The sequence below is a fragment of the Sedimentitalea todarodis genome, from assembly GCF_032595355.1.
Taxonomy (GTDB): domain Bacteria; phylum Pseudomonadota; class Alphaproteobacteria; order Rhodobacterales; family Rhodobacteraceae; genus Sedimentitalea; species Sedimentitalea todarodis.
The window spans coordinates 327465-351333 of the sequence record NZ_JASMWN010000001.1 but is presented as its reverse complement, the minus strand read 5'-3'; the positions used below and the strand labels follow the sequence as shown (position 1 = coordinate 351333).

17 protein-coding genes and 1 tRNA gene are annotated in these 23869 nt (G+C 61.0%); 7 read left to right on the top strand and 11 right to left on the bottom strand.

From position 1 onward, the window contains the following. Nucleotides 1-393: 393 nt before the first annotated feature. The 8 genes from mraY to QO231_RS01645 all read right to left on the bottom strand — a co-directional run bounded on the left by mraY (nucleotide 394) and on the right by QO231_RS01645 (nucleotide 9761). Entirely contained in the window at nucleotides 394-1476 is a 1083-nt protein-coding gene (gene mraY, locus QO231_RS01680; protein ID WP_316772555.1) for a phospho-N-acetylmuramoyl-pentapeptide-transferase, read from the bottom strand. An 11-nt stretch (nucleotides 1477-1487) separates the two neighbouring features. Continuing rightward, the gene (locus QO231_RS01675) at nucleotides 1488-2912 is read right to left on the bottom strand and encodes a UDP-N-acetylmuramoyl-tripeptide--D-alanyl-D-alanine ligase (protein WP_316772552.1); all 1425 of its coding nucleotides are present in this window, start codon (nucleotides 2910-2912) and stop codon (nucleotides 1488-1490) included. Continuing rightward, the gene (locus tag QO231_RS01670; protein WP_316772549.1) at nucleotides 2909-4402 is read right to left on the bottom strand and encodes a UDP-N-acetylmuramoyl-L-alanyl-D-glutamate--2,6-diaminopimelate ligase; all 1494 of its coding nucleotides are present in this window, start codon (nucleotides 4400-4402) and stop codon (nucleotides 2909-2911) included. The genes QO231_RS01675 and QO231_RS01670 overlap by 4 nt, the downstream gene beginning before the upstream one ends. A gap of 17 nt (nucleotides 4403-4419) precedes the next feature. Then, complete coding sequence (locus QO231_RS01665; protein WP_316772546.1) at nucleotides 4420-6204, bottom strand: peptidoglycan D,D-transpeptidase FtsI family protein; 1785 nt, start codon at nucleotides 6202-6204, stop codon at nucleotides 4420-4422. Next, entirely contained in the window at nucleotides 6201-6551 is a 351-nt protein-coding gene (gene ftsL, locus QO231_RS01660) for a cell division protein FtsL (protein WP_316772544.1), read from the bottom strand. The genes QO231_RS01665 and ftsL overlap by 4 nt, the downstream gene beginning before the upstream one ends. Continuing rightward, a complete protein-coding gene (rsmH, locus tag QO231_RS01655) occupies nucleotides 6551-7543 on the bottom strand; it encodes a 16S rRNA (cytosine(1402)-N(4))-methyltransferase RsmH (RefSeq protein WP_316772542.1) in 993 nt (330 codons plus the stop codon). The genes ftsL and rsmH overlap by 1 nt, the downstream gene beginning before the upstream one ends. 4 nt (nucleotides 7544-7547) lie before the next feature. After that, complete coding sequence (gene mraZ, locus QO231_RS01650; RefSeq protein ID WP_316772541.1) at nucleotides 7548-8066, bottom strand: division/cell wall cluster transcriptional repressor MraZ; 519 nt, start codon at nucleotides 8064-8066, stop codon at nucleotides 7548-7550. Between the two features lie 624 nt (nucleotides 8067-8690). After that, entirely contained in the window at nucleotides 8691-9761 is a 1071-nt protein-coding gene (locus QO231_RS01645) for an Mrp/NBP35 family ATP-binding protein (RefSeq protein WP_316772538.1), read from the bottom strand. A gap of 232 nt (nucleotides 9762-9993) precedes the next feature. Here QO231_RS01645 and QO231_RS01640 point away from each other — a divergent pair, with 232 nt between their 5' ends. Then, complete coding sequence (locus QO231_RS01640; RefSeq protein WP_316772537.1) at nucleotides 9994-10203, top strand: DUF1127 domain-containing protein; 210 nt, start codon at nucleotides 9994-9996, stop codon at nucleotides 10201-10203. Between the two features lie 339 nt (nucleotides 10204-10542). After that, complete coding sequence (gene cls, locus QO231_RS01635; RefSeq protein WP_316772535.1) at nucleotides 10543-11970, top strand: cardiolipin synthase; 1428 nt, start codon at nucleotides 10543-10545, stop codon at nucleotides 11968-11970. 12 nt (nucleotides 11971-11982) lie between these two features. Here the strand turns inward: cls and QO231_RS01630 are convergent, their stop codons facing one another. Together QO231_RS01630 and QO231_RS01625 are read right to left on the bottom strand one after the other, a co-directional pair. After that, nucleotides 11983-14343, bottom strand: a complete 2361-nt coding sequence (locus QO231_RS01630) for an ATP-dependent helicase (protein WP_316772533.1) — start codon at nucleotides 14341-14343, stop codon at nucleotides 11983-11985. A gap of 60 nt (nucleotides 14344-14403) precedes the next feature. Beyond that, nucleotides 14404-15204, bottom strand: coding sequence for a glycoside hydrolase family 19 protein (locus tag QO231_RS01625; protein WP_316772530.1), 801 nt, complete (start codon nucleotides 15202-15204; stop codon nucleotides 14404-14406). A gap of 126 nt (nucleotides 15205-15330) precedes the next feature. Here QO231_RS01625 and QO231_RS01620 point away from each other — a divergent pair, with 126 nt between their 5' ends. After that, complete coding sequence (locus QO231_RS01620) at nucleotides 15331-16479, top strand: alpha-hydroxy acid oxidase (RefSeq protein ID WP_316772527.1); 1149 nt, start codon at nucleotides 15331-15333, stop codon at nucleotides 16477-16479. Nucleotides 16480-16595: 116 nt separating this feature from the next. Continuing rightward, entirely contained in the window at nucleotides 16596-20036 is a 3441-nt protein-coding gene (locus QO231_RS01615) for a pyruvate carboxylase (RefSeq protein ID WP_316772524.1), read from the top strand. A gap of 225 nt (nucleotides 20037-20261) precedes the next feature. On the opposite strand, the gene QO231_RS01610 is transcribed toward QO231_RS01615, so the two are convergent. Further along, nucleotides 20262-20615 (bottom strand): MmcQ/YjbR family DNA-binding protein, encoded by a 354-nt coding sequence (locus tag QO231_RS01610; protein WP_316772523.1) that lies wholly within the window; start codon nucleotides 20613-20615, stop codon nucleotides 20262-20264. Between the two features lie 424 nt (nucleotides 20616-21039). Between QO231_RS01610 and QO231_RS01605 the strand changes: the two genes are divergently transcribed. The 3 genes from QO231_RS01605 to QO231_RS01595 all read left to right on the top strand — a co-directional run bounded on the left by QO231_RS01605 (nucleotide 21040) and on the right by QO231_RS01595 (nucleotide 23778). Further along, nucleotides 21040-21114: transfer RNA gene (locus QO231_RS01605), tRNA-Gly, on the top strand. Between the two features lie 236 nt (nucleotides 21115-21350). After that, entirely contained in the window at nucleotides 21351-23021 is a 1671-nt protein-coding gene (locus QO231_RS01600) for a sulfatase-like hydrolase/transferase (protein ID WP_316772520.1), read from the top strand. Nucleotides 23022-23085: 64 nt separating this feature from the next. Then, a complete protein-coding gene (locus tag QO231_RS01595) occupies nucleotides 23086-23778 on the top strand; it encodes a metal-dependent hydrolase (protein WP_316772518.1) in 693 nt (230 codons plus the stop codon). The last annotated feature ends 91 nt before the right edge of the window (nucleotides 23779-23869 follow it).

Sequence of the window (23869 nt, the reverse complement as noted above, 5' to 3'; positions counted from 1 at the left end):
ACCGAGCACTTTGGATTGAGAGGCGGCACATCGAAATGGTGACTCCTGTGCCTGCTCGACTTCACCGCCGTCCCGGCGTTCTCTTATGCAGTCGGTACACCGCTCTGTGCCAATCTGAGCCAGTCGAGCTCCGGCCTTTGCCCGTTCTTTCTGCGGATCGTCGCGGTTTTTTATTGTGTCATACAGTTCGGCACCGGCGCGACCTCGTTCCCGCAAAACGACAAGCCGAGAGTCACCGGCCGAAACCACAGTGGCCCCTGACCCAATCGCCGTCCAATAGAGTACTGAATCTGTAGCCATTCCCTCGTCATATCCCATAACCGCCCTGTGCGACTGCATGAAAATCAGTCAAAGCGTGGCAACTCGGTTCGATCCGGGACTGCAAATGTAGATCTACCGCACCTTCAGCGTCGCCAGTCCGATCATCGCAAGGATCAGCGAGATGATCCAGAAACGGATGACGATGGTCGGTTCTGCCCATCCCTTTTTCTCGTAGTGGTGATGGATCGGCGCCATCAGGAACACGCGTTTGCCGGTTTTCTTGAAGTAGAGCACCTGAATGATCACGCTGAGGGCCTCGACGACGAACAGTCCGCCGACGATGGCCAGCACCAGTTCGTGCTTGGTCGCCACCGCAATCGCCCCGAGCGCCCCGCCCAGAGCGAGGGATCCGGTGTCGCCCATGAAGACGGCAGCAGGCGGCGCATTGTACCACAAAAAGCCAAGCCCGCCGCCAAAGAGAGCCGCGCTGAAGATCAGGATTTCACCGGTGCCAGGCACGTAATGCACATCGAGATATTCGGTAAAGTCGACACGCCCGACCGCATACGCAATGACGCCAAGGGTCGAGGCCGCGATCATCACCGGCATGATGGCAAGCCCGTCGAGTCCGTCTGTCAGGTTTACCGCATTGGCCGCACCAACAATGACAATGACGCCAAACGGCACATAAAAATAACCAAGGTTGATCAGCGTATCCTTGAACACCGGCAATGCGAGTTGTCCCTGCAGGTTCTCGGGGTGAAACTGTGTCGCCCACCACGCGGCGATCACTGCGATCAGAATACCAAGCGCCAGCCGCAGCTTGCTCGGCACGCCCGAGGTGTTCTGCTTGCTGACCTTGGCATAGTCATCGGCAAATCCGATCGCCGCAAAGCTTGTCGTTACGAAGAGAACCAGCCAGACGAACGGGTTGTCCAGCCGGGCCCAGAGCAGCGTAGCCGTGACCAACGCGCCAACGATCAGCAACCCGCCCATGGTCGGGGTTCCGGCCTTGACAAAATGGCCTTCGGGGCCGTCATCCCGGATCGGCTGGCCTTTGCCCTGCCGCTTGCGCAACACCGCAATCAGCGGTTTGCCGAAGAGAAAGCCAAAGACCAGAGCCGTCAGAAACGCGCCACCAGCACGGAACGTGATGTAGCGAAAGAGGTTGAAAAAATCCCCTCCGTCAGAAAGCGCCGTCAACCAATAGAGCATGTCAGCGCCCCCTACTCATTATCTTGTGTCGCGAATTCCGGTTCGCCATGACCCATTTTGCGGATGGCGTCAACGATCTCGCCCAGTTTCATGCTGAGCGAGCCTTTGACCAGAACCACATCACCGCCGTGCACGACCCGGCGCAGGATCGCGAGCAGTGCTGTGCTGTCCTGCGCGTGCTGTCCGCGCTTTGCCGTTGGCAAAGCGGTGTGCAGGTTGCCCATGAGGGGTCCGATGCAATGAACCATGTCGATCTGTGCCATTGCGGGCAAATCAGCCAGCGCAGCGTGCATGGCAGCACCCTGCGGGCCCAGTTCCTTCATATCACCCAATATCGCGATGCGACGGCCCCTGCCCTTGTCTGTCCCTGCCAGCACCTCAAGGGCGGCGGCCACCGAGGTGGGATTGGCGTTATAGGCGTCATCCAGCAGGATCAGGTCATGATCGGGTTCGACGGCATCCATGTGGATCACCTCGCGCACGCCGCGCCCTCGATAGGGGCTCCACCTGCCAAGGCTGAGCACCGCAAATGCAGCATCTGCGCCAAGCGCCGTGGTCGCGGCCAAAGCACCAAGGCCATTCATGGCGAAATGCTGCCCGGCGGTGGCGATCTTGAAGAGCAATGGTTCTCCGTGCACGGTTGCACGGGCGATGGTCTTGTCACCTGTCACGGTGACATCCAGCAGGTGATAGTCTTTTGCACGGGTGCCGAATTCGACAATCGTCGCCCCGACCGACCTTGCCTTGTCACGCAAGATATCAGCCTGTTCGATATCCGTGTTCAGAATAGCCGTGCCGTCCGGTTCCAGCCCGTCGAGGATCGCGGCCTTTTCCGTGGCGATCGCCGCGACATCGGCGAAGGCTTCCAGATGCACGGCGGCAACGGTCGTGATCATTGCCACATGCGGGCGCGCCATGCGGGCCAGCGGCTCGATCTCGCCGGGATGGTTCATGCCGATCTCGATCACCGCGAATTCGGTGTCACGCGGCATGCGCGCCAGGGTAAGCGGCACGCCCCAATGATTGTTGTAGCTGGCGACGCTGGCATGGGTGCGACCCTGATCGGCCAGCATCTGCGCCATCATCTCCTTGGTCGAAGTCTTGCCGACGCTGCCGGTAACGGCAACCACGCGCGCACCGGTGCGGGCGCGACCGGCGTGACCCAACCGCTCAAGACCGCGCTGCACATCATCGACGATCAAAAGAGGCGCGTCCGGCGCGACGCCATCCGGGACATGGGTGACCAACGCCGCCGCCGCCCCCTTGTCCAGGGCCTGGGCAACAAAGTCGTGACCATCGCGGGCGGCCCTGAGCGCGACAAAGAGATCGCCGGGTTGCAACGTCCGCGTATCGATGGAGACTCCACTGGCCGCCCAGTCACCCTGGGCCTGCCCGCCCGTGGCCTCGGCGGCGGCTCGCGCGGTCCATAGCGTCATGCAATTCCTCCATCCAGCGCCGCAACCGCGACACTGGCCTGTTCCACGTCATCAAAAGGCAGCACGTCTTCCCCGACGATTTGCCCGGTTTCATGGCCCTTGCCCGCGATCAGCAGGGCATCCCCCGGACCCAGTTCATCGATCCCTCGCAGGATCGCCTCGGCCCGATCCCCGACTTCGGTTGCTTCGGGTGCGCCAGCGAGAACCGCCTTGCGGATCAGGGCAGGATCTTCGCTGCGCGGATTGTCATCGGTCACGATCACCAGATCCGCATGCTCTGCTGCCGCCTGCCCCATCAGGGGCCGCTTGGTCACGTCCCGGTCACCGCCAGCGCCTACAATGGCGACAAGACGACCCATCACATGCGGGCGCAGGGCCTTGAGTGCAGTCGCAACCGCGTCGGGCGTATGTGCGTAGTCGACGAAAATAGTGGCACCGTTGGATCGGGTGGCCGCAAGTTGCATGCGGCCCCTGACTGTCGTGAGCCGTGGCAGAACCTCGAACACATCGCCCGCAGCGTCCCCGCAGGCAATCGCCAGCCCGCAGGCCAGAAGCACGTTTTGCGCCTGAAAGCCGCCGATCAGGTTCAGCCGGATCTGCTGGGGTTTGTCACGATAGGTGAACCGGATGTCCTGTCCGGTGGAGTCAAACCGCTGCGACAGCAGGTTGATGTCACCCAGGCCGCGCCCGGTGGTCAGGATTTGCTGCCCGCGTGCGGCGGCGATGGCGCGCACTTCCGGGCCGCGATCATCGTCCAGATTGATGACCGCCGTGCCTTCGGACGGCAACACCCGACGGAACAGTCCGGCCTTGGCCGCGAAATAGGCTTCGAACGTGTCGTGATAGTCCAGATGGTCCTGGGTGAAGTTGGTGAACCCCGCCGCCGTCAGATGCACCCCGTCCAGACGGCGCTGCTCCAGCCCGTGGCTCGACGCCTCCATTGCGGCGTGCGTGATCCCCTGCACCACTGCGCCGGCCAGGGTGCGCTGCAAGGTGATCGGCTCGGGTGTGGTATGGGCGAGCGGTGCCGACCATGCCCCTTCGACCCCGGTGGTTCCAAGGTTGATCGCGGCATGTCCCAACTCGGTCCAGATCTGGCGCACGAACGTCGCGACCGAGGTCTTGCCGTTGGTGCCCGTTACGGCGACGATGGTCCTGGGTTGTTCCCCAAACCACAATGCGGCGGTGAACGCCAGTGCCTGTCTGGGGTCTTCGGTAACCACCAACGCCGCATCGGACGCGGCCAGTTCGGTTTCCGCCAGTGCGGCGCCTTCAGCGTCTGTCAGAATCGCCGAAGCGCCCATGCGCAAGGCGTACTGAATGAACTCGCCGCCGTGCACACGGCTGCCAGGCAAGGCGGCGAACAGGTATCCGTCCTTCACATCGCGACTGTCCACCGCAAGGCCGGTGATCTGCGGGTCATGCCCGCCGCGCGCGGTCAGCGCCAGTTGGCTCAGTGATTTGACCAGTGGTGTTTCGGCTGTACTCATAGGCCCTGCTCCCAAGGCTAGTTCGAGGTCAGCCTTATACCAGCCGACTGCCCGGGTTCAACGTCAGGACGCACGCCCAGAAGCGGTGCGATCCGACCGATCATTTCCGCCGCCACCGGCACCGCCGTCCACCCGGCGGTGCGACGCGGTTTGCTCCCGGAGTTCTCGGACGGTTCATCCAAGGTCACGATGAGAACGTATTTCGGATCCTGCACGGGAAACATGGTCGCAAAGGTGGCGATGACCTTGTCCTCGTAATAGCCACCGCGTGGCTTGGGTTTGTCCGCGGTCCCGGTCTTGCCGGCGACCCCATAGCCGGGCACCTCGCCAAAACTCGCCGTGCCGTCGGTCACCACCTGCCGCAACATGCGCCGCGAGGCCGCCGCCGCCCGATCGGATAACACGCGCGGCCCATATTGCGGGCCATCCTGACGGAGGATCGTCGGCTTGACATAGAAACCGCCGTTGGCAATGGCCGCATAGCCCGCCGCCAGATGCATCGGGCTGACCGACAGGCCGTGCCCGTAGGACACGGTCATCGTGCTCAGTTCAGACCAGTTCTTTGGCAAGAGCGGTTCCGCCCCACGGGCCTCGACAACTTCGAACGGGGTGGCGGACAGCATCCCGAGCGCGCCCATGAACTGCTTCTGACGCGCCGCACCGATCTGCTGTGCCAGCCGCGCGGTGCCGATGTTGGAGGATTTCACGATAATCTTGGTGACAGACAACTCTTTGCCATAGTTGCGGAAATCTGAGATGCGGAACTTGCCCCACCGCAGCGGCCCGCGAATATCAATCATGGTTTCAGGGCTGACCAGCCCCAGGTCCAGCGCCTGTGCCGTGGCGAAAATCTTGAAGGTCGAACCAAGTTCATACACCCCCTGCACCGCCCGGTTGAACAGCGGACTTGCCGACGGATCAAACCCGGATGTCGGCGGGCGCGGGCGCTCGTTGGGATCAAAATCCGGCAACGACACAATCGAGATCACTTCACCGGTGTGCACATCCATGAGGACAGAGGTTGCGCCACGCGCGTTCATCAGCTTCATGCCACCGTAGAGCACCCGTTCGGCCGCCGCCTGCACCGTCAGGTCCAGAGACAACTGCAGCGGTGTCGCACCATTCGCCGGATCCCGCAGGTAGTCATCGAACTCCTTTTCAACACCGGCAACCCCGATGACCTCGGCAGCGTTCACGCCTTCCTTGCCGAAGCTCGCCCCGCCCAAAATATGCGCAGCCAGCGTGCCGTTGGGATAGAGGCGCATCTCGCGCGGACCGAACAGCAGACCGGGATCCCCCAGATCATGCACGGCCTGCTTCTGCTCCGGACTGATCTTTTTCTTGACCCAGACAAACTTGCGTTTCCCGGTAAAATCCTTGAGCAGTCGCTCGGCCTCGAGATCTGGGAATATCCTGGCCAGCCCCTCGGCAGCGGACACTGCATCAATCAGAAACGGCGGTTGCGCGTAGAGCGAGTGTGTCTCGAAATTCGTCGCCAGAATCCGGCCCTTCCGGTCCACGATATCTGCCCGCTGGGTGGCGATGGTGGTGTCGCCGCCATTGGCAACCGGTTCCGTGGCTTCGGATGTCGCCAAGAGGCCCATGCGCCCGCCGACCAGGGCAAAGGCGCAGAAAAAGAACACGCCGAGAACCAGCAGACGCCCTTCGGCGCGGGCCCGGGTGCGATCACGCATCTCCTCGTGCCGGCGGCGAATGTTCTCGCGCTCGATGGCATCGGGGTTTTCGCCCTTGGCGCGGGCCGACAGGATGCGCGCCAGAGGGCGCAGAGGCGTGCGGATCATAGCGGATCCTCCACGGCAAGCGTCGAGATGTCGATCGGATTCATCAGTGGCAACAGGTCCACCATCGGATAGCTGACCTCGTCCACGCGACCGAACTGATCCGGGCGCAGAGGCAGAAGGCCCAATCGGTCGAAATTGATATCCGCCAGCTCGCGCAGCCGATTAGGACGGTTCAGATAGGCCCATTCCGCACGCAGCACACTCAACCGGACCTGCGCCGCGCCGATATCGCGCTGCAACTGCCGGGTTTCACCCAGCACACGCTGCGTCGCATAGTTTTCACGATAGGCCCAGAAGGCCAGCCCAAAGACTGCCAGCGCGGCCAGAACATATGCGATGCTGCGCATCAGCGTCCTCCTCTTAGCTGTGGCGTTCCAATGGTCTGCGCGTCGAGCGTTCCTGCCGGTGCATCCGTGCGGATCGCAACACGCAGTTTTGCCGATCGTGCACGCGGATTTTCGGCAAGTTCCTCTTCATCGGCTCCGATGGCCTTGCGTGACTTGAGCGCGAACTGCGGCGCTGCCTCTTCGGTCTCGGGGGCGTAGCGATTGGCGCGCCCGCCCTGCCCGGCACGCGCCGACAGAAATCGCTTTACCATCCGGTCCTCGATGGAATGAAAGCTGACCACGGCCAATTGCCCACCGGGTTTAAGCGCGCGTTCGGCGGCCATGAGCCCCTGGTAAAGTTCGTCATACTCTTCGTTGACCGCGATCCGGAGCGCCTGAAAGCTGCGCGTCGCCGGATGCGATTGCCCGGGTTTTGGCCGGGGCAGGCAGGATTCGATGATCCCGGCGAGTTGCAACGTCGTGGTGACCGGCGCATCCGTTCGCGCCCGGATGATAGCCCGCGCGATCCGTCGGCTCGCGCGCTCTTCACCATAGTGAAACAGAATGTCGGCCAGCACGCTCTCGTCGGCCTCGTTGACAAGATCGGCTGCGGACGGGCCAGATTGCGACATCCGCATGTCCAGCGGACCATCTCTCATGAACGAGAACCCGCGTTCCGCCTGATCGAGTTGCATTGACGACACGCCGAGATCAAGCACGACGCCGTCCAGCGCACTCGCGTATTCGTCCATCCGCGAGAACACGCCGGATTGCATGACCAGCCGATCACCATATTGATCGGCCCAGCCCTTTGCCATGTCGAACGCCAACGGATCGCGATCAACCGCGACGACCTTGTCGGCCCCTGCGTCAAGCAAACCGCGTGTATACCCGCCGGCTCCGAAGGTTCCGTCAAGCCAGATACCGCCAACCGGCGACACAGCGGCAAGCAGGGGGCGCAGCAGGACAGGAATGTGGGCGTCAGACTTTTCCGGATGGGCCTCGACCGCCATCCGCTCAACCCTCGGAACCGCTGGGCGGTCCGGCACCGTCCAGATAGACAAGGGGATCGAAATCGTCGGGAAGGTCGTCCAGCCAGGCCTCGGTCTTGGCCAATTCCTCAGTATCATAGGTCTCGGGCTTCCATATCTGGAATGTATCACCGGCAGCGATAAAAAAGGCCTCGCCCTCCAGCCCGATCTTGTTGCGCAGTTTGGCGGGCAGAACCAGGCGCCCGGTCTCGTCAACAGTGGTCGGAAAGGACTGGCCGTGGAAGAGGCGCTGCAACATCTTGCGTTCCATCGAACCGCGCGGCATGGCGTCAATCTTGGCATCGACCTCGTCGATCGCGTTCATCGTGTAACATTCAAGGTAACTGCGGCGATGATCGCCATAGACGATCACAAGCTCGGGGTTGCCACCTGATTGAAAATTGGGATCACCGGATTCGAGCACACGGCGAAAAGAGGCCGGGATTGACACCCTGCCCTTTGCATCCACCTTGTGGTGGCCTTCGCCTCTGAACCTGCGGCCCAAGTTCCCTGCCCTTCTATACGCGTCCCAACGCCCGTCTGCTCACCCCCTGAAAGAGAAAACGGCGGGTTGATCCGCTGCCACTGATCAACCCGCCGCCATCGTCCCGCTTTGCGGGTGTCCAGTCGCGCGCGCCACCTGGGGGGATGTCTGCTCGCTTGCGCGCCGGATCTCTTGGTCTGATGAAGTCGTAGCCTGTATGAAACCTGCTTATCGTTGGCTTGGGGTCGTTTGGTGCCCCTGCTGTCTTCTTCATCCGATGAACTAGGGATCGCATGGGAATTAATGGGACGCAACTGTTTATTGCAAAGGGCCCGAGCGAATCCTAGGCCAGAACTTGGTAAAATGTGATGAAATTTCTGGAAAATGCACAACGCTTTGTCACAAGTTGTGCCCTGTGGAGAACTTATAACAATATATAGTGGCTTGGTTTGAGTTGAAATTTGTCCCACGATTTCCCAACTTTTTTCCAAATGTGACATTCACAGCTCTCGTGTTCACTTTATGTTCCTGATATCTCAGGCGAATCTTGTCCATTCCGCAAGAGTCATGCCGTCTGATTCGGCCTGAAACCGCGGCGATTCAGCAATGTCCCATGATTTCCCAGACAGGCGCGAGCGGGGCCGATCAGGCCATGCCGCCCTCAATCAGGCCGTTCGCCATGCGCGCATACGCCTCTGCTGCAGGGCCGGTTGCTGCTGCCACCGGCGTACCGCCATCTCCCGCTAGTCGCGTTTCAAGGTCAATCGGCAAGGTCCCAAGCAGGGGCACGCCCAGCTTGTTGGCTTCGGCAGCCACGCCGCCATGACCGAATATCTGGTGCTCTGCGCCACAGTCCGGACAGACGAAACCAGACATGTTCTCTATGAGCCCGAGAACCGGTGTCTTGAGTGTCGCGAACATGTCCAGCGCCTTGCGCGCATCCAGCAGCGCGACATCCTGCGGCGTGCTGACCACGATTGCGCCTGTCAATTGCGTCTTGGTACAGAGTGTCAGTTGCACATCCCCGGTTCCCGGAGGCAGATCGACAATCAGCACGTCCAGCTTGCCCCACTCCACCTGTCCCAACATCTGTTGCAGCGCGCCCATCAGCATGGGCCCGCGCCAGACGATCGCCTTGCCTTCTTCGATCATGAACCCGATCGACATCAATGTGACCCCATGTGCATGCAGGGGGATGATGGTCTTGCCATCGGGCGACGCCGGTTTGCCGGACGCGCCCATCATGCGCGGCTGGCTGGGACCGTATATGTCAGCGTCCAGCAGCCCCACCTTGCGCCCCGCCCGCGCCAAGGCCACCGCGAGATTGGACGACACCGTAGATTTCCCTACACCGCCCTTGCCCGAAGCAACCGCGATGATCCGGTCCACTCCGCTGGGCCGTGTTGGCCCCTCCTGTGGTTTCGGGTGGCCGCCGATCTTGAGGCTCGGCGCCGCAGGTTTCTCTGCGGGTCCATGCGCCGTCAGCGCCACCGACACGGTTTCCACACCTTCCATATTCCGGATCGCGGCCTCTGCCGCACGGCGCAACGGTTCCATTTGCTGCGCCATCTCTGGCGACGGTGCTTCGATCACAAACCGAACTGCGCCCCCGTCGATCGCAATGGCACGCACCATGTCGCGACTCACAAGGTCACCGCCGTCGGGAAGACTCAAAGTCGAAAGTACTGACTTTACATGACCTTGCGTAATCTTCATGTGATCATTCCTTGCCCACTGTATGCGTTAGCCCGGTCGTAGTCGCCTGAAACGGGAAATACGACTGTTTTCTATGCAGAATCGGAGCAATCGCCTACTGAACATACATTTGCCCCATGCAATTGCTGCATAGCAGCATTGAACAGTCGCCTATTGTGCATCTGCAGCATTGGCCTATCTTCCTTGCAAGTCGAGGCGCAAACAAGCGCCAAAGCATCTGAGGTAAGGACCAATGAGTACACTTGCACTGAAGAACTCAAACAGCGCGCCCGGTGCAGCTGAATGGCTGCGGGGGCTATTGACGCGGATTCAAAGCTATCGCGTGTATCGCCGCACCCTACACGAATTGTCGGCCTTGTCGGATCGCGATCTTGCCGATCTCGGCCTGCGCCGTTCGATCCTGAAACGTGTCGCCTACCAGGCCGCTTACGAAGCAAACTGACACGCAGGACGCAACTGTTACTCGAGTTCAGGCCCGCCTCTCCTCCTCCCTGGAGCGTCTGTTTCCAGCGGCGGCATCTCTCCTCCTCCCTGATGTCGCCGCACCTTTATTCCGGTCCAACAGACCGGGCTTGATACACCGGGCGCGTTCCTCCTCCCTGCGCACTGGTGTTGTAGGAGCGGCGGCATCATTCCTCCTCCCTGATGTCGCCGTTTTTCCTTTCGGCCAGCGTCTCGTTTCGGAAACTCCGGCGAAAGACGCGCCAGCGTTGCCAATCTTGTGCAAATCATTTCTGCTGTGTGTAATGCGCAACCGCGCCCTCATGAAAAGACAGCACGCATGCTTGCCCTCGCCCTCCACATCCTGGTCGTTGTTTCATTTACCATTCGGATCCTGCTGCGGGAGGATCTGGCTGCCACCACCCGACTGGCCTGGTTCATGGTGATCAGCGTGCTTCCGGTGGTTGGCTCGATACTCTATTTTCTCTTTGGAGAAATCGACCTCGGCCATACCGCCAGCAAACGGATCGCCTCGGTTACGAAAGAGGTTCATGCCATGGGTCGCGAATTGCAATCGGCGGATGATGACCCGACCGACCGGATACCCGACCGTTTCGTGCCCGCGTTTCGGTATAGCCATTCGATCAACGGGTTTCCGCCGGTCTCCGGGAACGCCGTGGAACTGATGCCCGATGCGCAGACCGCCCGCGACCGCCTGATTGCCGACATCGATGCGGCAGAGCACCAGGTGCACGTCCTCTACTATATCTGGCTGGATGACGAGACCGGCACCAACACCGCCAAGGCGCTGATGCGCGCGGCGCGGCGGGGGGTGACCTGCCGGGCGATGGCCGACGGACTGGGATCGCGGACCCTCGTGAAATCGGCGCTTTGGGCCGAGATGCGCGAGGCGGGTGTTGAAACTTCGGTGGCGCTGCCGATCAACAACCCGATCGCGACAATCTTCAAGAGTCGGCTCGATCTGCGCAATCACCGCAAGATCACGGTAATCGACGGGAAAATCACCTATTGCGGCAGCCAGAACTGTGCCGACCCCGAATTCCGGGTCAAGGCCCGCTATGCGCCCTGGGTTGATATCATGCTGCGCATCGAAGGGCCGGTGGTCGCCCAGAACCAGTTGTTGTTCGCCGGCGACTGGATCGCCCATTCTGGCGGGTCGCTTGACGATTTCCGGCTGACTCCGGGCCGCCATGAACCCGGCTGTATCGCGCAGATTATGGGGGACGGCCCGACCGAGCGGCGATTGGCGACACCACATCTGTTTTCGACGCTGATGAACGGAGCCCGCAAACGCGTAACGATTTCGACGCCCTATTTTGTGCCCAATGCCATCGTGCTTGAGGCGATCTGCGCCGCAGCCTTTCGGGGCGTTGCGGTGACGATGATCTTTCCCAAACTGAACGATTCCTGGATTGTTGCCGCCGCCAGCCATTCCAGCTATCGCAACCTGCTCGAGGCGGGGGTGACGATTCACGAGTATCGCGGCGGCTTGCTTCACGCCAAGACCCTGACCATTGACGATGAAGTCAGCCTGATCGGGTCCTCGAACCTCGACCTGCGCAGCTTTGATCTGAACTACGAAAACAATCTGCTGCTGTGCGATCGTGCCATCACCGCCGACATCACCGCACGCCAGGCCGATTACATCGCCGAGTCTGATCTTGTGACGCTTGCTGACGTGGACGCCTGGCCGCGGCACAGGCGCATCTGGAACAACGCGGTTGCCACGGTCGGACCAATCCTGTGATCCACGTGCGGTTCAGAACGGGATATCGTCGCTTGCGCTGACAAACCGGGCCACGACCTTCTTGGACCCGGCCTTTTCAAAGTCGATCTCGAGCTTGTCACCTTCGATCCCGGTGATGGCACCATAGCCGAATTTCTGGTGGAACACCCGCTCTCCGATAACAAAGCTGCTGACCGCGCTCATGTCGATCACGGTGTTCCGGCTCTCCTTGGGTTGCGACAACCCCCGCTCGCCCGCCCGCGCCTGCAACCGCTTCCAGCCGGGCGAATTGTACCCGTCCGCCCTGGCCACACGCTCGGAAATATCAGATTGCACATCCGGTTGCTGCGCCATGCCTGCAGCCCCGTACCCACCACCGTAAAGCCCCGGCGGGGTCAGTACCTCGACATGCTCTTCGGGCAATTCGTCGATAAAGCGGGACGGCAGTTGTGATTGCCATTGGCCAAACACCCGCCGGTTTCCGGCAAAGGAGATCGTGCAGAGTTCTTCGGCGCGGGTGATACCGACATAGGCGAGGCGGCGTTCTTCCTCGAGCCCCTTGAGCCCGCTTTCATCCATGCTGCGCTGTGACGGAAACAACCCGTCCTCCCAGCCCGGCAAGAACACGGCGGGAAATTCCAGCCCCTTGGCGGCGTGCAGGGTCATGATGCTGACCTTCTGCCCGGCGTCATCTTTTTCATTGTCCATGATCAGGCTGACGTGTTCCAGAAACCCCAGCAGGTTCTCGAACCCCTCCAACGCCTTGATCAATTCCTTGAGATTCTCGAGCCGGCCCGGTGCCTCGGGCGTCTTGTCGTTCTGCCAATGGCCGGTATAGCCGCTTTCGTCCAGAATGATCTCGGCCAGTTCCATGTGGGTCATGCCTGCATCGTCGGCCATCCGGCCCCATCGCGCGATGCCTTCGACCAGTCCGGCCAGCGCCGCAGCCCCCTTGCCTTTGATCAAACCATCCTGCACCGCAAGCCGCGCCCCTTCGATCAGGGGCACGCCATTGGCACGCGCCGTGGTCTGAATGGTCTGTTGCGCCTTGTCACCCAGGCCCCGTTTTGGCGTGTTGACGATCCGTTCAAACGCCAGATCGTCCTCGGGGCTGACCACGACGCGGAAATAGGCCATGGCATCGCGGATTTCCATCCGCTCGTAGAACCGTGGTCCGCCGATTACGCGATACGGCAGACCGATGGTCAGGAACCGGTCCTCAAAGACACGCATCTGGTGGCTGGCGCGGACAAGGATGGCCATCTCGTCGAGTCCGATCGGCCGCAGCCCGCGTGCACCGCCCTGCATCGCCTCGATCTCTTCACCGATCCAACGCGCCTCTTCCTCGCCGTCCCAATGACCGATCAAGCGGACCTTCTCACCGCCTTCGGCTTCGGTCCACAGCTCTTTGCCCAAACGCCCTTCATTGCCTCGGATGACACCCGAAGCAGCAGCCAGAATATGCGGCGTGCTGCGATAATTCTGTTCCAGCCGCACCACATGCGCGCCGGGGAAATCCTTTTCAAATCGCAGGATATTGCCCACCTCGGCCCCGCGCCAGCCATAGATCGACTGGTCATCATCACCGACACAACAGATGTTCCGGTGCGACGCCGCCAGCAGCCGCAGCCACATGTATTGGGCGACGTTGGTATCCTGATACTCATCCACGAGGATGTAGCGGAACCAGCGCTGGTATTGCTCCAGAACATCCGGGTGGCTCTGGAAAATCGTCACCATGTGCAACAGCAGATCGCCGAAATCGACCGCGTTCAGCTCTTTCAACCGCGCCTGATACTGGGCGTACAGTTTGACACCCATGTTGTTGTAGGCGCCCGCATCCGACGCTGGCACTTTTTCGGGCGTCAACGCGCGGTTTTTCCAGCCGTCGATGATCCCTGCGAGTTGCCGTGCTGGCCAACGCTTGTCGTCGATCCCCGTCGCGGAAATCAATTGCTTCATCAGCCGGATTTGATCGTCGGTATCCAGAATGGTGAAATTTGACTTCAGCCCGGCAAGTTCCGCATGGCGGCGCAACAGTTTCACACAGATCGCATGGAACGTGCCCAGCCACGGCATCCCTTCAATCGATTGCCCCAACATGCCACCCACGCGATTCTTCATTTCGCGCGCGGCCTTGTTGGTGAAGGTCACCGCCAGAATCTCGTTCGGTCGCGCCGCGCCGGTCTGCATCAGATGCACGATCCGGGCAGTCAGCGCCTTGGTCTTGCCGGTCCCTGCCCCGGCCAGCATCAGCATCGGGCCGTCCAGTTTTTCGACCGCCTCGCGTTGTGCCGGGTTCAGGCCGTCAAGATAGGGCTGCGGGCGCGCGGCCATTGCGCGCGCCGAAAGCGATCCGCCTTCAAAGGTGTCGATATCGTCAAAACTGCTCATGCGGGCAATGTAGCCGAACCCGGCAGGCAGGAAAAGGGATGTTCGCGGCTTGTTCCGGCCTTATTCGATCCCGCGCAGAACCGCGAGCAGCGCATCGCCGTTCACGCCAAAGTGGGCTTCGGCGGCCTCGCGGGCGGCTTCGGTCTTGGAGCCGAACAACCCGTCGATCGGCCCCGGATTGAGTCCCGCGTTCAGCAACAACGCCTGCCATTCCGCAACACTCGCGTTGCCGGTCAATTCCGCATGTGCCTTGCCGGTCAGAACTTCGCGGTCGGCCAACCCATGGGTGCCGCCGTTGATGCCCTTCGTGACCATCAGGATGTCGGGGACATCTGCCCATTCCAGGAGCGTCCGGCCTGACCGCCGGGTGCGGGAGAGATACTCGGCCCCGATCAGCCAGCAGATATCGGGATCGGCCGCGCGGTCCGGGTTCGATACGAGATCCTCGCCAATCGCGGTCCCATAGCGCGTATAGTTGTCTTTGCCGGTCAGCTGCAGATACCCGCGCCCACGGTAGCGCCAGCCATCCCCCGACGTCCGGCTGCCATTGCCCATCCGGTTGGCATAGACGCGATTGGCGATTTTCTCCGGGTCCCGGGCAAAGGAATTGGTCTCGGCCTGCGAGGAAAAATGGCGGCGAAAAATCTTCCACAACCCGGCGGCCGAATAGTTGAGGTTCTCGAACCGTGTCTTGAACCGTGCGCTTTCATGGGCGCATTGACCAATCAGGCTGGCACGGCGACGGTCGTTGTTAACACCGATCTCTTCCAGCTTGCTTTCAACGGCCTGCCAGGCCGCAAAAGCTGCGGTAGCGGTGACTGAGGACGAGGCACAAACGCGAATTGCGGTTTCAATGGTCATGGCAAACTCCGAACAAATTTCTTTGATTTCAATAAAACCCGACAACTTTAGCACGAAACGGCAATTCCATCCAGCCGCAGCGTTGTTAAAGCTTGCGCTGTTGCGCGGCACACCGGAAAAGACAGTATGGATTTTCACGGCAGGTATCCTGGTCTGATCGATCTGAAATGGCGCGCCAAACGTCGGTTGCCCAAGTTCGTCTGGGAATATCTCGACAGCGGCACCGGCGCCGAGGCGACCAAGTCGCGCAACCGCGCTGCGCTGGATCGAATCGGCTTTGCTCCCTCGATCCTGCACGGCGCGATCGAACCGGATATCAGCACGACCTTGCTGGGCCAAACATATCGACAACCGTTTGGCGTCTCTCCCATCGGCATGTCCGGCCTGATCTGGCCAGATGCCGAGGCCCTGCTGGCCCAGGCCGCAGCGCAGGCGGGGATGCCCTTTTGCATGTCCACCGTCGCCAGCGCCAGTCCCGAAGACATAGCACCGCACCTGGGACCAGATGCCTGGTTTCAGCTGTACCCGCCCAAGGCTCCCGAGATTCGCCGCGATCTGCTGGACCGGGCGCGCACCGCGGGCTTTTGCACGCTTGTGCTGACGGTGGATGTACCGGTTGCGTCGCGCCGCGAACGTCAGACCCGGTCCGGGCTGACGCAACCGCCCCGGCTCACGCCCCGCCTTCTGGCCCAGGTCGGAATGCGCCCGGTCTGGGCTGCGGGCATGGCCCGCAGGGGGATGCCACGCATGCGCACCCTCGACAAATACATCACCGGCGCGCAGGCCAATCTGCCGCCGACCGCGCATATCGGCTATATTCTGCGCACCTCGCCGGACATGGAGTATGTCCGCTGGCTGCGCGATCACTGGGACGGGCCGTTTGTCCTGAAAGGGATCATGCGCCCCGAGGATGCAGCACCGCTGGAACAGATCGGTATCGACGCATTATGGGTGTCCAACCATGCCGGACGGCAGTTTGACGGCTCGTTGTCGAGCATCGAGGTGCTGCCCGCCATCCGGGCGGAAACGACGCTGCCGCTCCTCTTCGACAGCGGGATCGAGAGCGGCCTCGATATCCTGCGCGCCTTAGCGCTCGGTGCGGATTTCGTGATGCTGGGGCGTGGATTTCACTTTGCCCTGGCCGCCCTCGGCGCGGATGGGCCGCCGCATCTGGTCGACCTGCTGACCAGGGACATGCAGGCCAACATGGGGCAGATTGGTGCACACAGTTTGCAGGATTTGCCTGATCCCATAGAACTGCCGACGATATGCTGAAGTGCCCAACGAAGAGGCATGAGGCGCGGCGTGGCAATAACATCAGACGCAGACGTTTACGTCTGGTAACAAGCTGAATAGAACAAGCCGATACTTTGAGGCACCAGGAGCATGCCATGCCTGATTTCAAGAAGATTCTGATTGCCAACCGGGGCGAGATTGCGATCCGCGTGATGCGGGCTGCGAACGAGATGGGCAAACGCACGGTTGCGGTCTATGCCGAAGAGGACAAGCTCGGGCTGCACCGGTTCAAGGCCGACGAGGCCTATCGTATCGGCGAAGGGATGGGGCCGGTCGCGGCCTATCTGTCGATCGCAGAGATCATCCGCGTGGCGCGCGAATGCGGCGCCGATGCGATCCATCCGGGCTATGGCCTGCTGTCGGAAAACCCCGATTTCGTCGATGCCTGCGACCAGGCCGGAATCACCTTTATCGGACCACGCGCCGAAACGATGCGCGCGCTTGGCGACAAGGCCAGCGCACGCAAGGTCGCCATCGAAGCCGGCGTGCCGGTGATCCCGGCAACCGAAGTTCTGGGCGAGGACATGGATGCGATCCGCTCCGAGGCGGACAAAGTCGGCTATCCCCTGATGCTCAAGGCGTCCTGGGGTGGCGGTGGACGCGGCATGCGTCCGATCCTGAATGCCGACGAACTCGAGGAGAAAATCCGCGAAGGCCGCCGCGAGGCCGAGGCCGCCTTTGGCAATGGCGAAGGCTATCTGGAAAAAATGATTACCAGCGCGCGCCATGTCGAGGTGCAGATCCTCGGCGACAAGCATGGCGGGATGTATCATCTTTATGAACGCGATTGTTCGGTGCAACGCCGCAACCAGAAAGTCGTTGAACGCGCCCCTGCCCCCTATCTGACCGAGGCGCAGCGCACCGAGATCTGCGACCTTGGATATCGCATCTGCAAGCACGTGAACTATGAATGCGCGGGCACGGTTGAATTCCTGATGGATATGGAGAACGAGCAGTTCTACTTCATCGAAGTGAACCCGCGCGTGCAGGTCGAACACACCGTCACCGAAGAAGTCACCGGCATCGACATCGTCCGCGCGCAGATCCTGATCGCCGAGGGCAAGACCATCGCCGATGCCACCGGCAAGCCCAGCCAGGAAGATGTGCACCTGAACGGTCACGCGCTGCAAACCCGTGTCACGACCGAGGACCCGCAGAACAACTTCATCCCTGATTACGGCCGCATTACCGCGTTTCGGTCAGCCACCGGCATGGGCATCCGGCTCGATGGCGGCACCGCCTATGCCGGCGGTTTCATCACGCGCTACTACGACAGCCTGCTGACCAAGGTCACCGCCTGGGCGCCGACCCCCGAGGCGGCGATTGCGCGGATGGACCGCGCGCTGCGCGAATTCCGGGTGCGCGGGGTCAGCACCAACATCGCCTTTGTCGAGAACCTGCTGAAACACCCGACGTTTCTGAACAACACCTACACCACCAAATTCATCGACGAAACGCCGGACCTGTTCCATTTCAAGCGTCGCCGCGACCGCGGCACCAAAGTCCTGACCTATATCGCCGACATCACGGTCAACGGCCATCCCGAGGTCAAGGATCGTCCGCGCCCGCCTGCCGACCTGAAACTGCCGCGGGCACCTGCGCAGCGGGGCGAACCGATGATGGGCACCCGCAACCTGCTGGAACAGAAGGGACCGCAGGCGGTGGCCGAGTGGATGAAGGCGCAATCGCAGCTGCTGGTGACCGACACCACCATGCGCGACAGCCACCAGTCGCTGCTGGCAACGCGCATGCGCTCGATCGACATGATCCGGGTTGCACCCGTCTATGCCACCAATCTGCCGGGGTTGTTCTCGGTTGAATGCTGGGGCGGGGCCACCTTCGACGTCGCCTATCGGTTCCTGCAGGAATGCCCGTGGCAGCGCCTGCGCGACCTGCGCGCGGCCATGCCCAACGTGATGACCCAGATGCTGCTGCGTGGCTCCAACGGGGTCGGCTACACCAACTATCCCGACAACGTGGTGCAGAAATTCGTGAAGCAGGCCGCCGAAACCGGCGTCGATCTGTTCCGTGTCTTTGATGCGCTCAACTGGGTCGAGAACATGCGCGTGGCGATGGATGCTGTGCTGGACTCGGGCAAACTCTGCGAAGGCTCGATCTGCTATACCGGCGATATCAACGATCCCGACCGGGCCAAGTACAACCTGAAGTACTATGTCGAGGCCGGCAAGGAACTGCGCGATGCGGGGGCCCACATCCTGGGCCTCAAGGACATGGGCGGGTTGCTCAAGCCCACCGCCGCCAAGGCGCTGGTCAGGGCGCTGAAGGAAGAGGTCGGCCTGCCGATCCACTTTCACACGCATGACACCGCCGGCGCCGGCTGCGCCAGCATCCTCGCGGCCTCCGAAGCGGGGGTGGACGCCGTCGACTGCGCGATGGACGCACTGTCGGGCAACACCAGCCAGCCAACGCTTGGCTCGGTGGTCGAGGCACTGCGCCGCACCGACCGAGACACCGGGCTGGACATGGTCGCGATCCGGGAGATCAGCGAATACTGGGAACAGGTTCGCGCACAATACGCGGCTTTCGAGAGCGGTCTGCAAGCGCCCAACTCCGAGGTGTACCTGCACGAGATGCCCGGCGGGCAGTTCACCAATCTCAAGGCCCAGGCGCGGTCCCTGGGACTTGAGGAGCGTTGGCACGAAGTGGCGCAGACGTATGCCGATGTAAACCAGATGTTCGGTGACATTCCAAAGGTCACGCCATCCTCCAAGGTGGTCGGTGACATGGCCCTCATGATGGTCAGCCAGGGCCTGACCCGTGCAGATGTCGAAGATCCGAATGTGGACCTCTCGTTCCCGGATTCGGTCATTGGCATGATGCGCGGCGATCTGGGCCACCCGCCGGGCGGCTTTCCCGAGGGCATCACCAAAAAGGTGCTCAAGGGCGATACACCGAACATGGAGCGCCCTGGCAAACACCTGCCCCCAGTCGATTTCGATGGGGTCCGCGCCAGCGTCACGGCAGAGCTTGAAGGTAAGGAGATAGATGAAGAGGATCTGTGCGGCTATCTCATGTATCCCAAGGTGTTCATGGACTACATGGGGCGCCATCGGATTTATGGTCCGGTGCGCACTCTGCCGACCACGACGTTCTTTTACGGCATGCAACCGGGCGAGGAACTGAGTGCGGAAATCGATCCGGGCAAGACGCTGGAAATCCGCATGCAGGCGGTGGGCGAAACCAATGAAGAAGGCGAGGTCAAGGTCTTCTTCGAACTGAACGGCCAGCCCCGCGTCATCCGCGTGCCCAACCGCATGGTCAAATCCACCGCCGAGAAACGCGCCAAGGCCGAGAGTGGCAACCCTGACCACATCGGCGCTCCGATGCCGGGAGTTGTCGCTACCGTTGCAGTAAAGGCGGGTCAAGCCGTCAAGGAGGGCGATCTGCTGCTGACCATCGAAGCCATGAAGATGGAAACCGGGCTGAACGCCGAACGCGTTGCGACAATCAAAACGGTCCATGTCCAACCCGGCAGCCAGATCGACGCAAAGGACCTGCTGATCGAACTGGAATAGACCTACAGCGTTGCACCGCTCGGTATTGAACCACCGGGCGGGCGCGGGCGTGGTCGCGTTTCCCGGCACAAGGTGCCGCCTGATCCGCATCCTGTCGACGTCGCACTTCAGCGGCTCGCGCTATGCCAGACTCACCGAGAGCTGTTTGAAATCATAGCTCTCAATGCGTTGGTGAAACCGGATGGCCCAAGTCATCCGCACAACGCTCTCGGCGCTCTTTTCGGCCTACAGCCCCAGTTCGGCGCGTTTTTTCTTGGTCAGGGCGGCGACAACCATATCGTAGGATTCAGAGATGTGGCGCTTCAACTCGGCATCGGTTAGCCCCGGCGCCGCGTAATGTTGCAACCACTTGAACCCTCGCGAGGCGAGATATGGCGCGGGGCGGATGCCCGGCATGTCTGACAAGACCTCGAACGCGATGTCCGAGGCCTTGAACGTATAGGCGTCCTCGCCTTCAGCCCAGCCACAGATCGCAAAGACCTTGCCCCCGACCTTCCAGACATCCGAATTTCCCCATTGCACGACATGCGTTGCGCCGCTGAACCTCGCGCAGTAGCGATTGAACTCGTCCCTGACCATTGTGCAGCCACCTGTGACATGGGCCCTCGCGGGCCGGCAAGCCCAGAGCCTAGCGCGCCACGACCAAAGTTAGAAGCCTGCTGGCGATTTTTGCCAGCCGGGATCGCCCGTGCCTGGCATCCCGGTTGCGGCTCTGGACTCAGCCGTCCGTGATCCAAACCAGCGGAACGTCATCTGCGGTCACCTGCGTAGAGGCGAACGCATCGAGGGTCAGGCCCAACAGGATCGCGCAACTCAGAAACACAATTCTGCACGTCTCAACAGCCGTCATCATCGCGCCTTTCATCAATTCTACAACGTCAACACCTCTGATACGCTGGCGCGACAAAGTTCCGTCGCGTTGCGGCGATTTTTTTGGTGCATCCCTTGTTTTTCCCCTTGCGGGTCGGGTCAGTTGTTTATATCTCACGCCTCACTCAAGGACGCGGGCGTAGCTCAGGGGTAGAGCATAACCTTGCCAAGGTTAGGGTCGTGAGTTCGAATCTCATCGCCCGCTCCATTGAGACCATCCCAAAACCGGTGACACTTCGGCCTGCGCCTTGCTCCCGGCCAAAGATCACTTCGCAAACATGCCGGCCTTTCGCCTCCACCAAGATCCATCTTGCGTTGAGGCCTGCAAACTAACTGTTTCCTCTTTCTGGTTTCGCTCCTTAGTTTGACGCCCAGAATCAAGGGAGAGAGGCAGGCTGCCGGGGTGCGCAATGCAGTCCGGGTGTGCCGCCCCAGTTAACAGACATGGCCAAACCCAAGAATATCCTCTTCATCATGTTCGATCAGTTGCGGTGCGATTACCTGAGCTGTTACGGCCATCCGCACCTGAAGACACCCCACATCGACCGGCTGGCGGCAAAGGGTGTCCGTTTTACCCGGTGCTATATTCAATCTCCCGTCTGCGGCTCTTCGCGCATGTCGACCTATACCGGGCGCTATGTGCACAGCCATGGTGCCAGCTGGAACGGCATTCCGCTTAAGGTCGGGGAAGTCACGATGGGCGACCATCTGCGCAAGGCCGGAATGGATTGCTTTCTTGTGGGCAAGACCCATATGCGCGCCGATGCCGAGGGGATGGCACGTCTGGGACTTGCGCCCGACAGCCTTATCGGTGCCCGTGTCGCCGAGTGCGGGTTCGACGTGTTCGAACGCGATGACGGCATGCTGCCGGAAGGTCCGGACGGGTATTACGACCCGGACGGAGCCAAGGCATACAATGCCTGGTTGAAGGCAAAGGGATATGAGAGCGACAACCCCTGGCATGACTTTGCGAATTCCGGCCTTGATGAGGCGGGCAATGTACTCTCGGGCTGGTTCCTCAAGAATGCCACCAGCGCCGCCAACATTGCCGAGCCTGACAGCGAAACACCCTATCTTACCGGTCGGGCCATGGAGTTTATCGCAAGGCAGGATGGGCCGTGGTGCTGCCATCTGAGTTACATCAAACCACATTGGCCCTATATCGTGCCGGACCCCTATGCCTCGATGTTCGGGCCGGAACACGTGCTGCCTCCGGTGCGCTCGAACAGCGAGCGGGAGACGACCCACCCCGTCTTCAGGGCGTTCATGGAAAGTCAGGTCGGCGAGGCCTTTTCCCGGCAAGACGTGCGCGAGGCCGTGGTCCCCGCCTACATGGGACTGATCAAACAGGCCGATGACCAGATGGGGCGCTTGTTCAAATGGCTGGAGCAAACCGGCCGGATGGAGGACACCATGATCGTGCTGACGTCCGATCATGGCGATTTCCTCGGTGATCACTGGCTGGGCGAAAAGACCTTTTTCCACGACGCATCGACAGTCGTACCGCTGATCATCTATGACCCCTCCGCCGAAGCCGATTCCACCCGTGGCAGCGTCTGTGATGCGCTCGTGGAGTGCATTGATCTTGCCCCGACATTTGTCGAAGCCACTGGCACCGCACCGGACCGTCACATCCTGGAAGGCGAAAGCCTGATGCCGATCCTGCACGGCAAATCTGCGGAGACGCTGCGCGATTATGTGATCTGCGAATATGACTATTCCGCTTCGCCACTGGCGGACAAACTTGGTGCAAGCGTGCGGGATGCGACCATGTTCATGGTGGCGGACAAGCAATGGAAGCTGATGCATTTCGAGGGCGGCCATCGGCCCATGCTCTTTGATCTTGTCAACGACCCGGATGAGTTGAACGATCTGGGGGAAAGCAAAGATCATGCCGATGTCATCGCAAAGATGTATGACAAGCTGTTTGTCTGGGCGCGACGCCCCTCGCAACGCACGACGCGCAGTGAGGCGCAACTGATCGAGATGCGCACGATGAGCAGAGGACGTGGCATCGTGCTCGGTGTCTATGACGAGAACGACGCGCCACTCGACCTCACCGTGCGATACCGGGGACGGACAGCGCCGAACATGAAGGGCGGTCCCAAGACCTGATACCGCTGTCGCTGGATTTCTCGCTGCCAGTTGCTAGGGTCGAGACAGGCAAAGGGAGACACCTATGAATATCATCTGGCTTGGACATGGCAGTTTTCGCATCGAGACCGGCGATCTGGTCTTGCTCATCGACCCCTGGCTGACAGGCAATCCGATGCTCGGCGAGGACCAGCACGAAGATGCCGTTGCCGGTGCCACGCATATCATCCTGACCCATGTGCATTTCGACCATGTCGTGGACGTCGTGGCGCTGTGCAGGAAATTGGACATCCCCGCTGTCGGCCAGTATGATATCATGGGCTTCTGGGGTGAAACCGAAGAGATCAACACCGTCGGTTTCAACAAGGGCGGCACGGTCGATCTGGGCGGCGCAACGCTCTCGATGGTGACCGCCCAGCATTCCTCGACCTTCTCGACCGAAGACGGCCCGCGCACCGGCGGATCGGAGGTCGGCTATATGCTGAACGCCGAAGGCCACACCGTCTATATCAGCGGCGACACCGACATCATGGCAGATATGGAATGGTTCGCAGACTACTACAAACCCGACATCGGCATCCTGTCTGCAGGCGGGCATTTCACGATGGACATGGCCAAGGTCGCCTACGCGGCCAAACGCTACTTCAACTTCAAGACCCTGATCCCCTGCCATTATCGTACTTTTCCGATTCTCGAACAATCCGCTGAAACGCTGGCCAAGGCCCTGCCCGACGTGGATGTGATCGAACCACAGGTGCTGCAACCGATACAGATCTAGAGGCGTGGGTGCTCTCCCTGCTCCGCAAGTGTCCGGAGGGTCTCGCAAACCATCACTTTTGGTGATAGTTTGCAGATCAAACATTCATTTT

Bases quoted from the DNA above. Each gene is read 5' to 3' on its own strand.
- mraY (WP_316772555.1), bottom strand. From the start codon at position 1,476: ATGCTCTATTGGTTGACGGCGCTTTCTGACGGAGGGGATTTTTTCAAC.
- QO231_RS01675 (WP_316772552.1), bottom strand. From the start codon at position 2,912: ATGACGCTATGGACCGCGCGAGCCGCCGCCGAGGCCACGGGCGGGCAG.
- QO231_RS01670 (WP_316772549.1), bottom strand. From the start codon at position 4,402: ATGAGTACAGCCGAAACACCACTGGTCAAATCACTGAGCCAACTGGCG.
- QO231_RS01665 (WP_316772546.1), bottom strand. From the start codon at position 6,204: ATGATCCGCACGCCTCTGCGCCCTCTGGCGCGCATCCTGTCGGCCCGC.
- ftsL (WP_316772544.1), bottom strand. From the start codon at position 6,551: ATGCGCAGCATCGCATATGTTCTGGCCGCGCTGGCAGTCTTTGGGCTG.
- rsmH (WP_316772542.1), bottom strand. From the start codon at position 7,543: ATGGCGGTCGAGGCCCATCCGGAAAAGTCTGACGCCCACATTCCTGTC.
- QO231_RS01645 (WP_316772538.1), bottom strand. From the start codon at position 9,761: ATGAAGATTACGCAAGGTCATGTAAAGTCAGTACTTTCGACTTTGAGT.
- QO231_RS01640 (WP_316772537.1), top strand. From the start codon at position 9,994: ATGAGTACACTTGCACTGAAGAACTCAAACAGCGCGCCCGGTGCAGCT.
- cls (WP_316772535.1), top strand. From the start codon at position 10,543: ATGCTTGCCCTCGCCCTCCACATCCTGGTCGTTGTTTCATTTACCATT.
- QO231_RS01630 (WP_316772533.1), bottom strand. From the start codon at position 14,343: ATGAGCAGTTTTGACGATATCGACACCTTTGAAGGCGGATCGCTTTCG.
- QO231_RS01625 (WP_316772530.1), bottom strand. From the start codon at position 15,204: ATGACCATTGAAACCGCAATTCGCGTTTGTGCCTCGTCCTCAGTCACC.
- QO231_RS01620 (WP_316772527.1), top strand. From the start codon at position 15,331: ATGGATTTTCACGGCAGGTATCCTGGTCTGATCGATCTGAAATGGCGC.
- QO231_RS01615 (WP_316772524.1), top strand. From the start codon at position 16,596: ATGCCTGATTTCAAGAAGATTCTGATTGCCAACCGGGGCGAGATTGCG.
- QO231_RS01610 (WP_316772523.1), bottom strand. From the start codon at position 20,615: ATGGTCAGGGACGAGTTCAATCGCTACTGCGCGAGGTTCAGCGGCGCA.
- QO231_RS01600 (WP_316772520.1), top strand. From the start codon at position 21,351: ATGGCCAAACCCAAGAATATCCTCTTCATCATGTTCGATCAGTTGCGG.
- QO231_RS01595 (WP_316772518.1), top strand. From the start codon at position 23,086: ATGAATATCATCTGGCTTGGACATGGCAGTTTTCGCATCGAGACCGGC.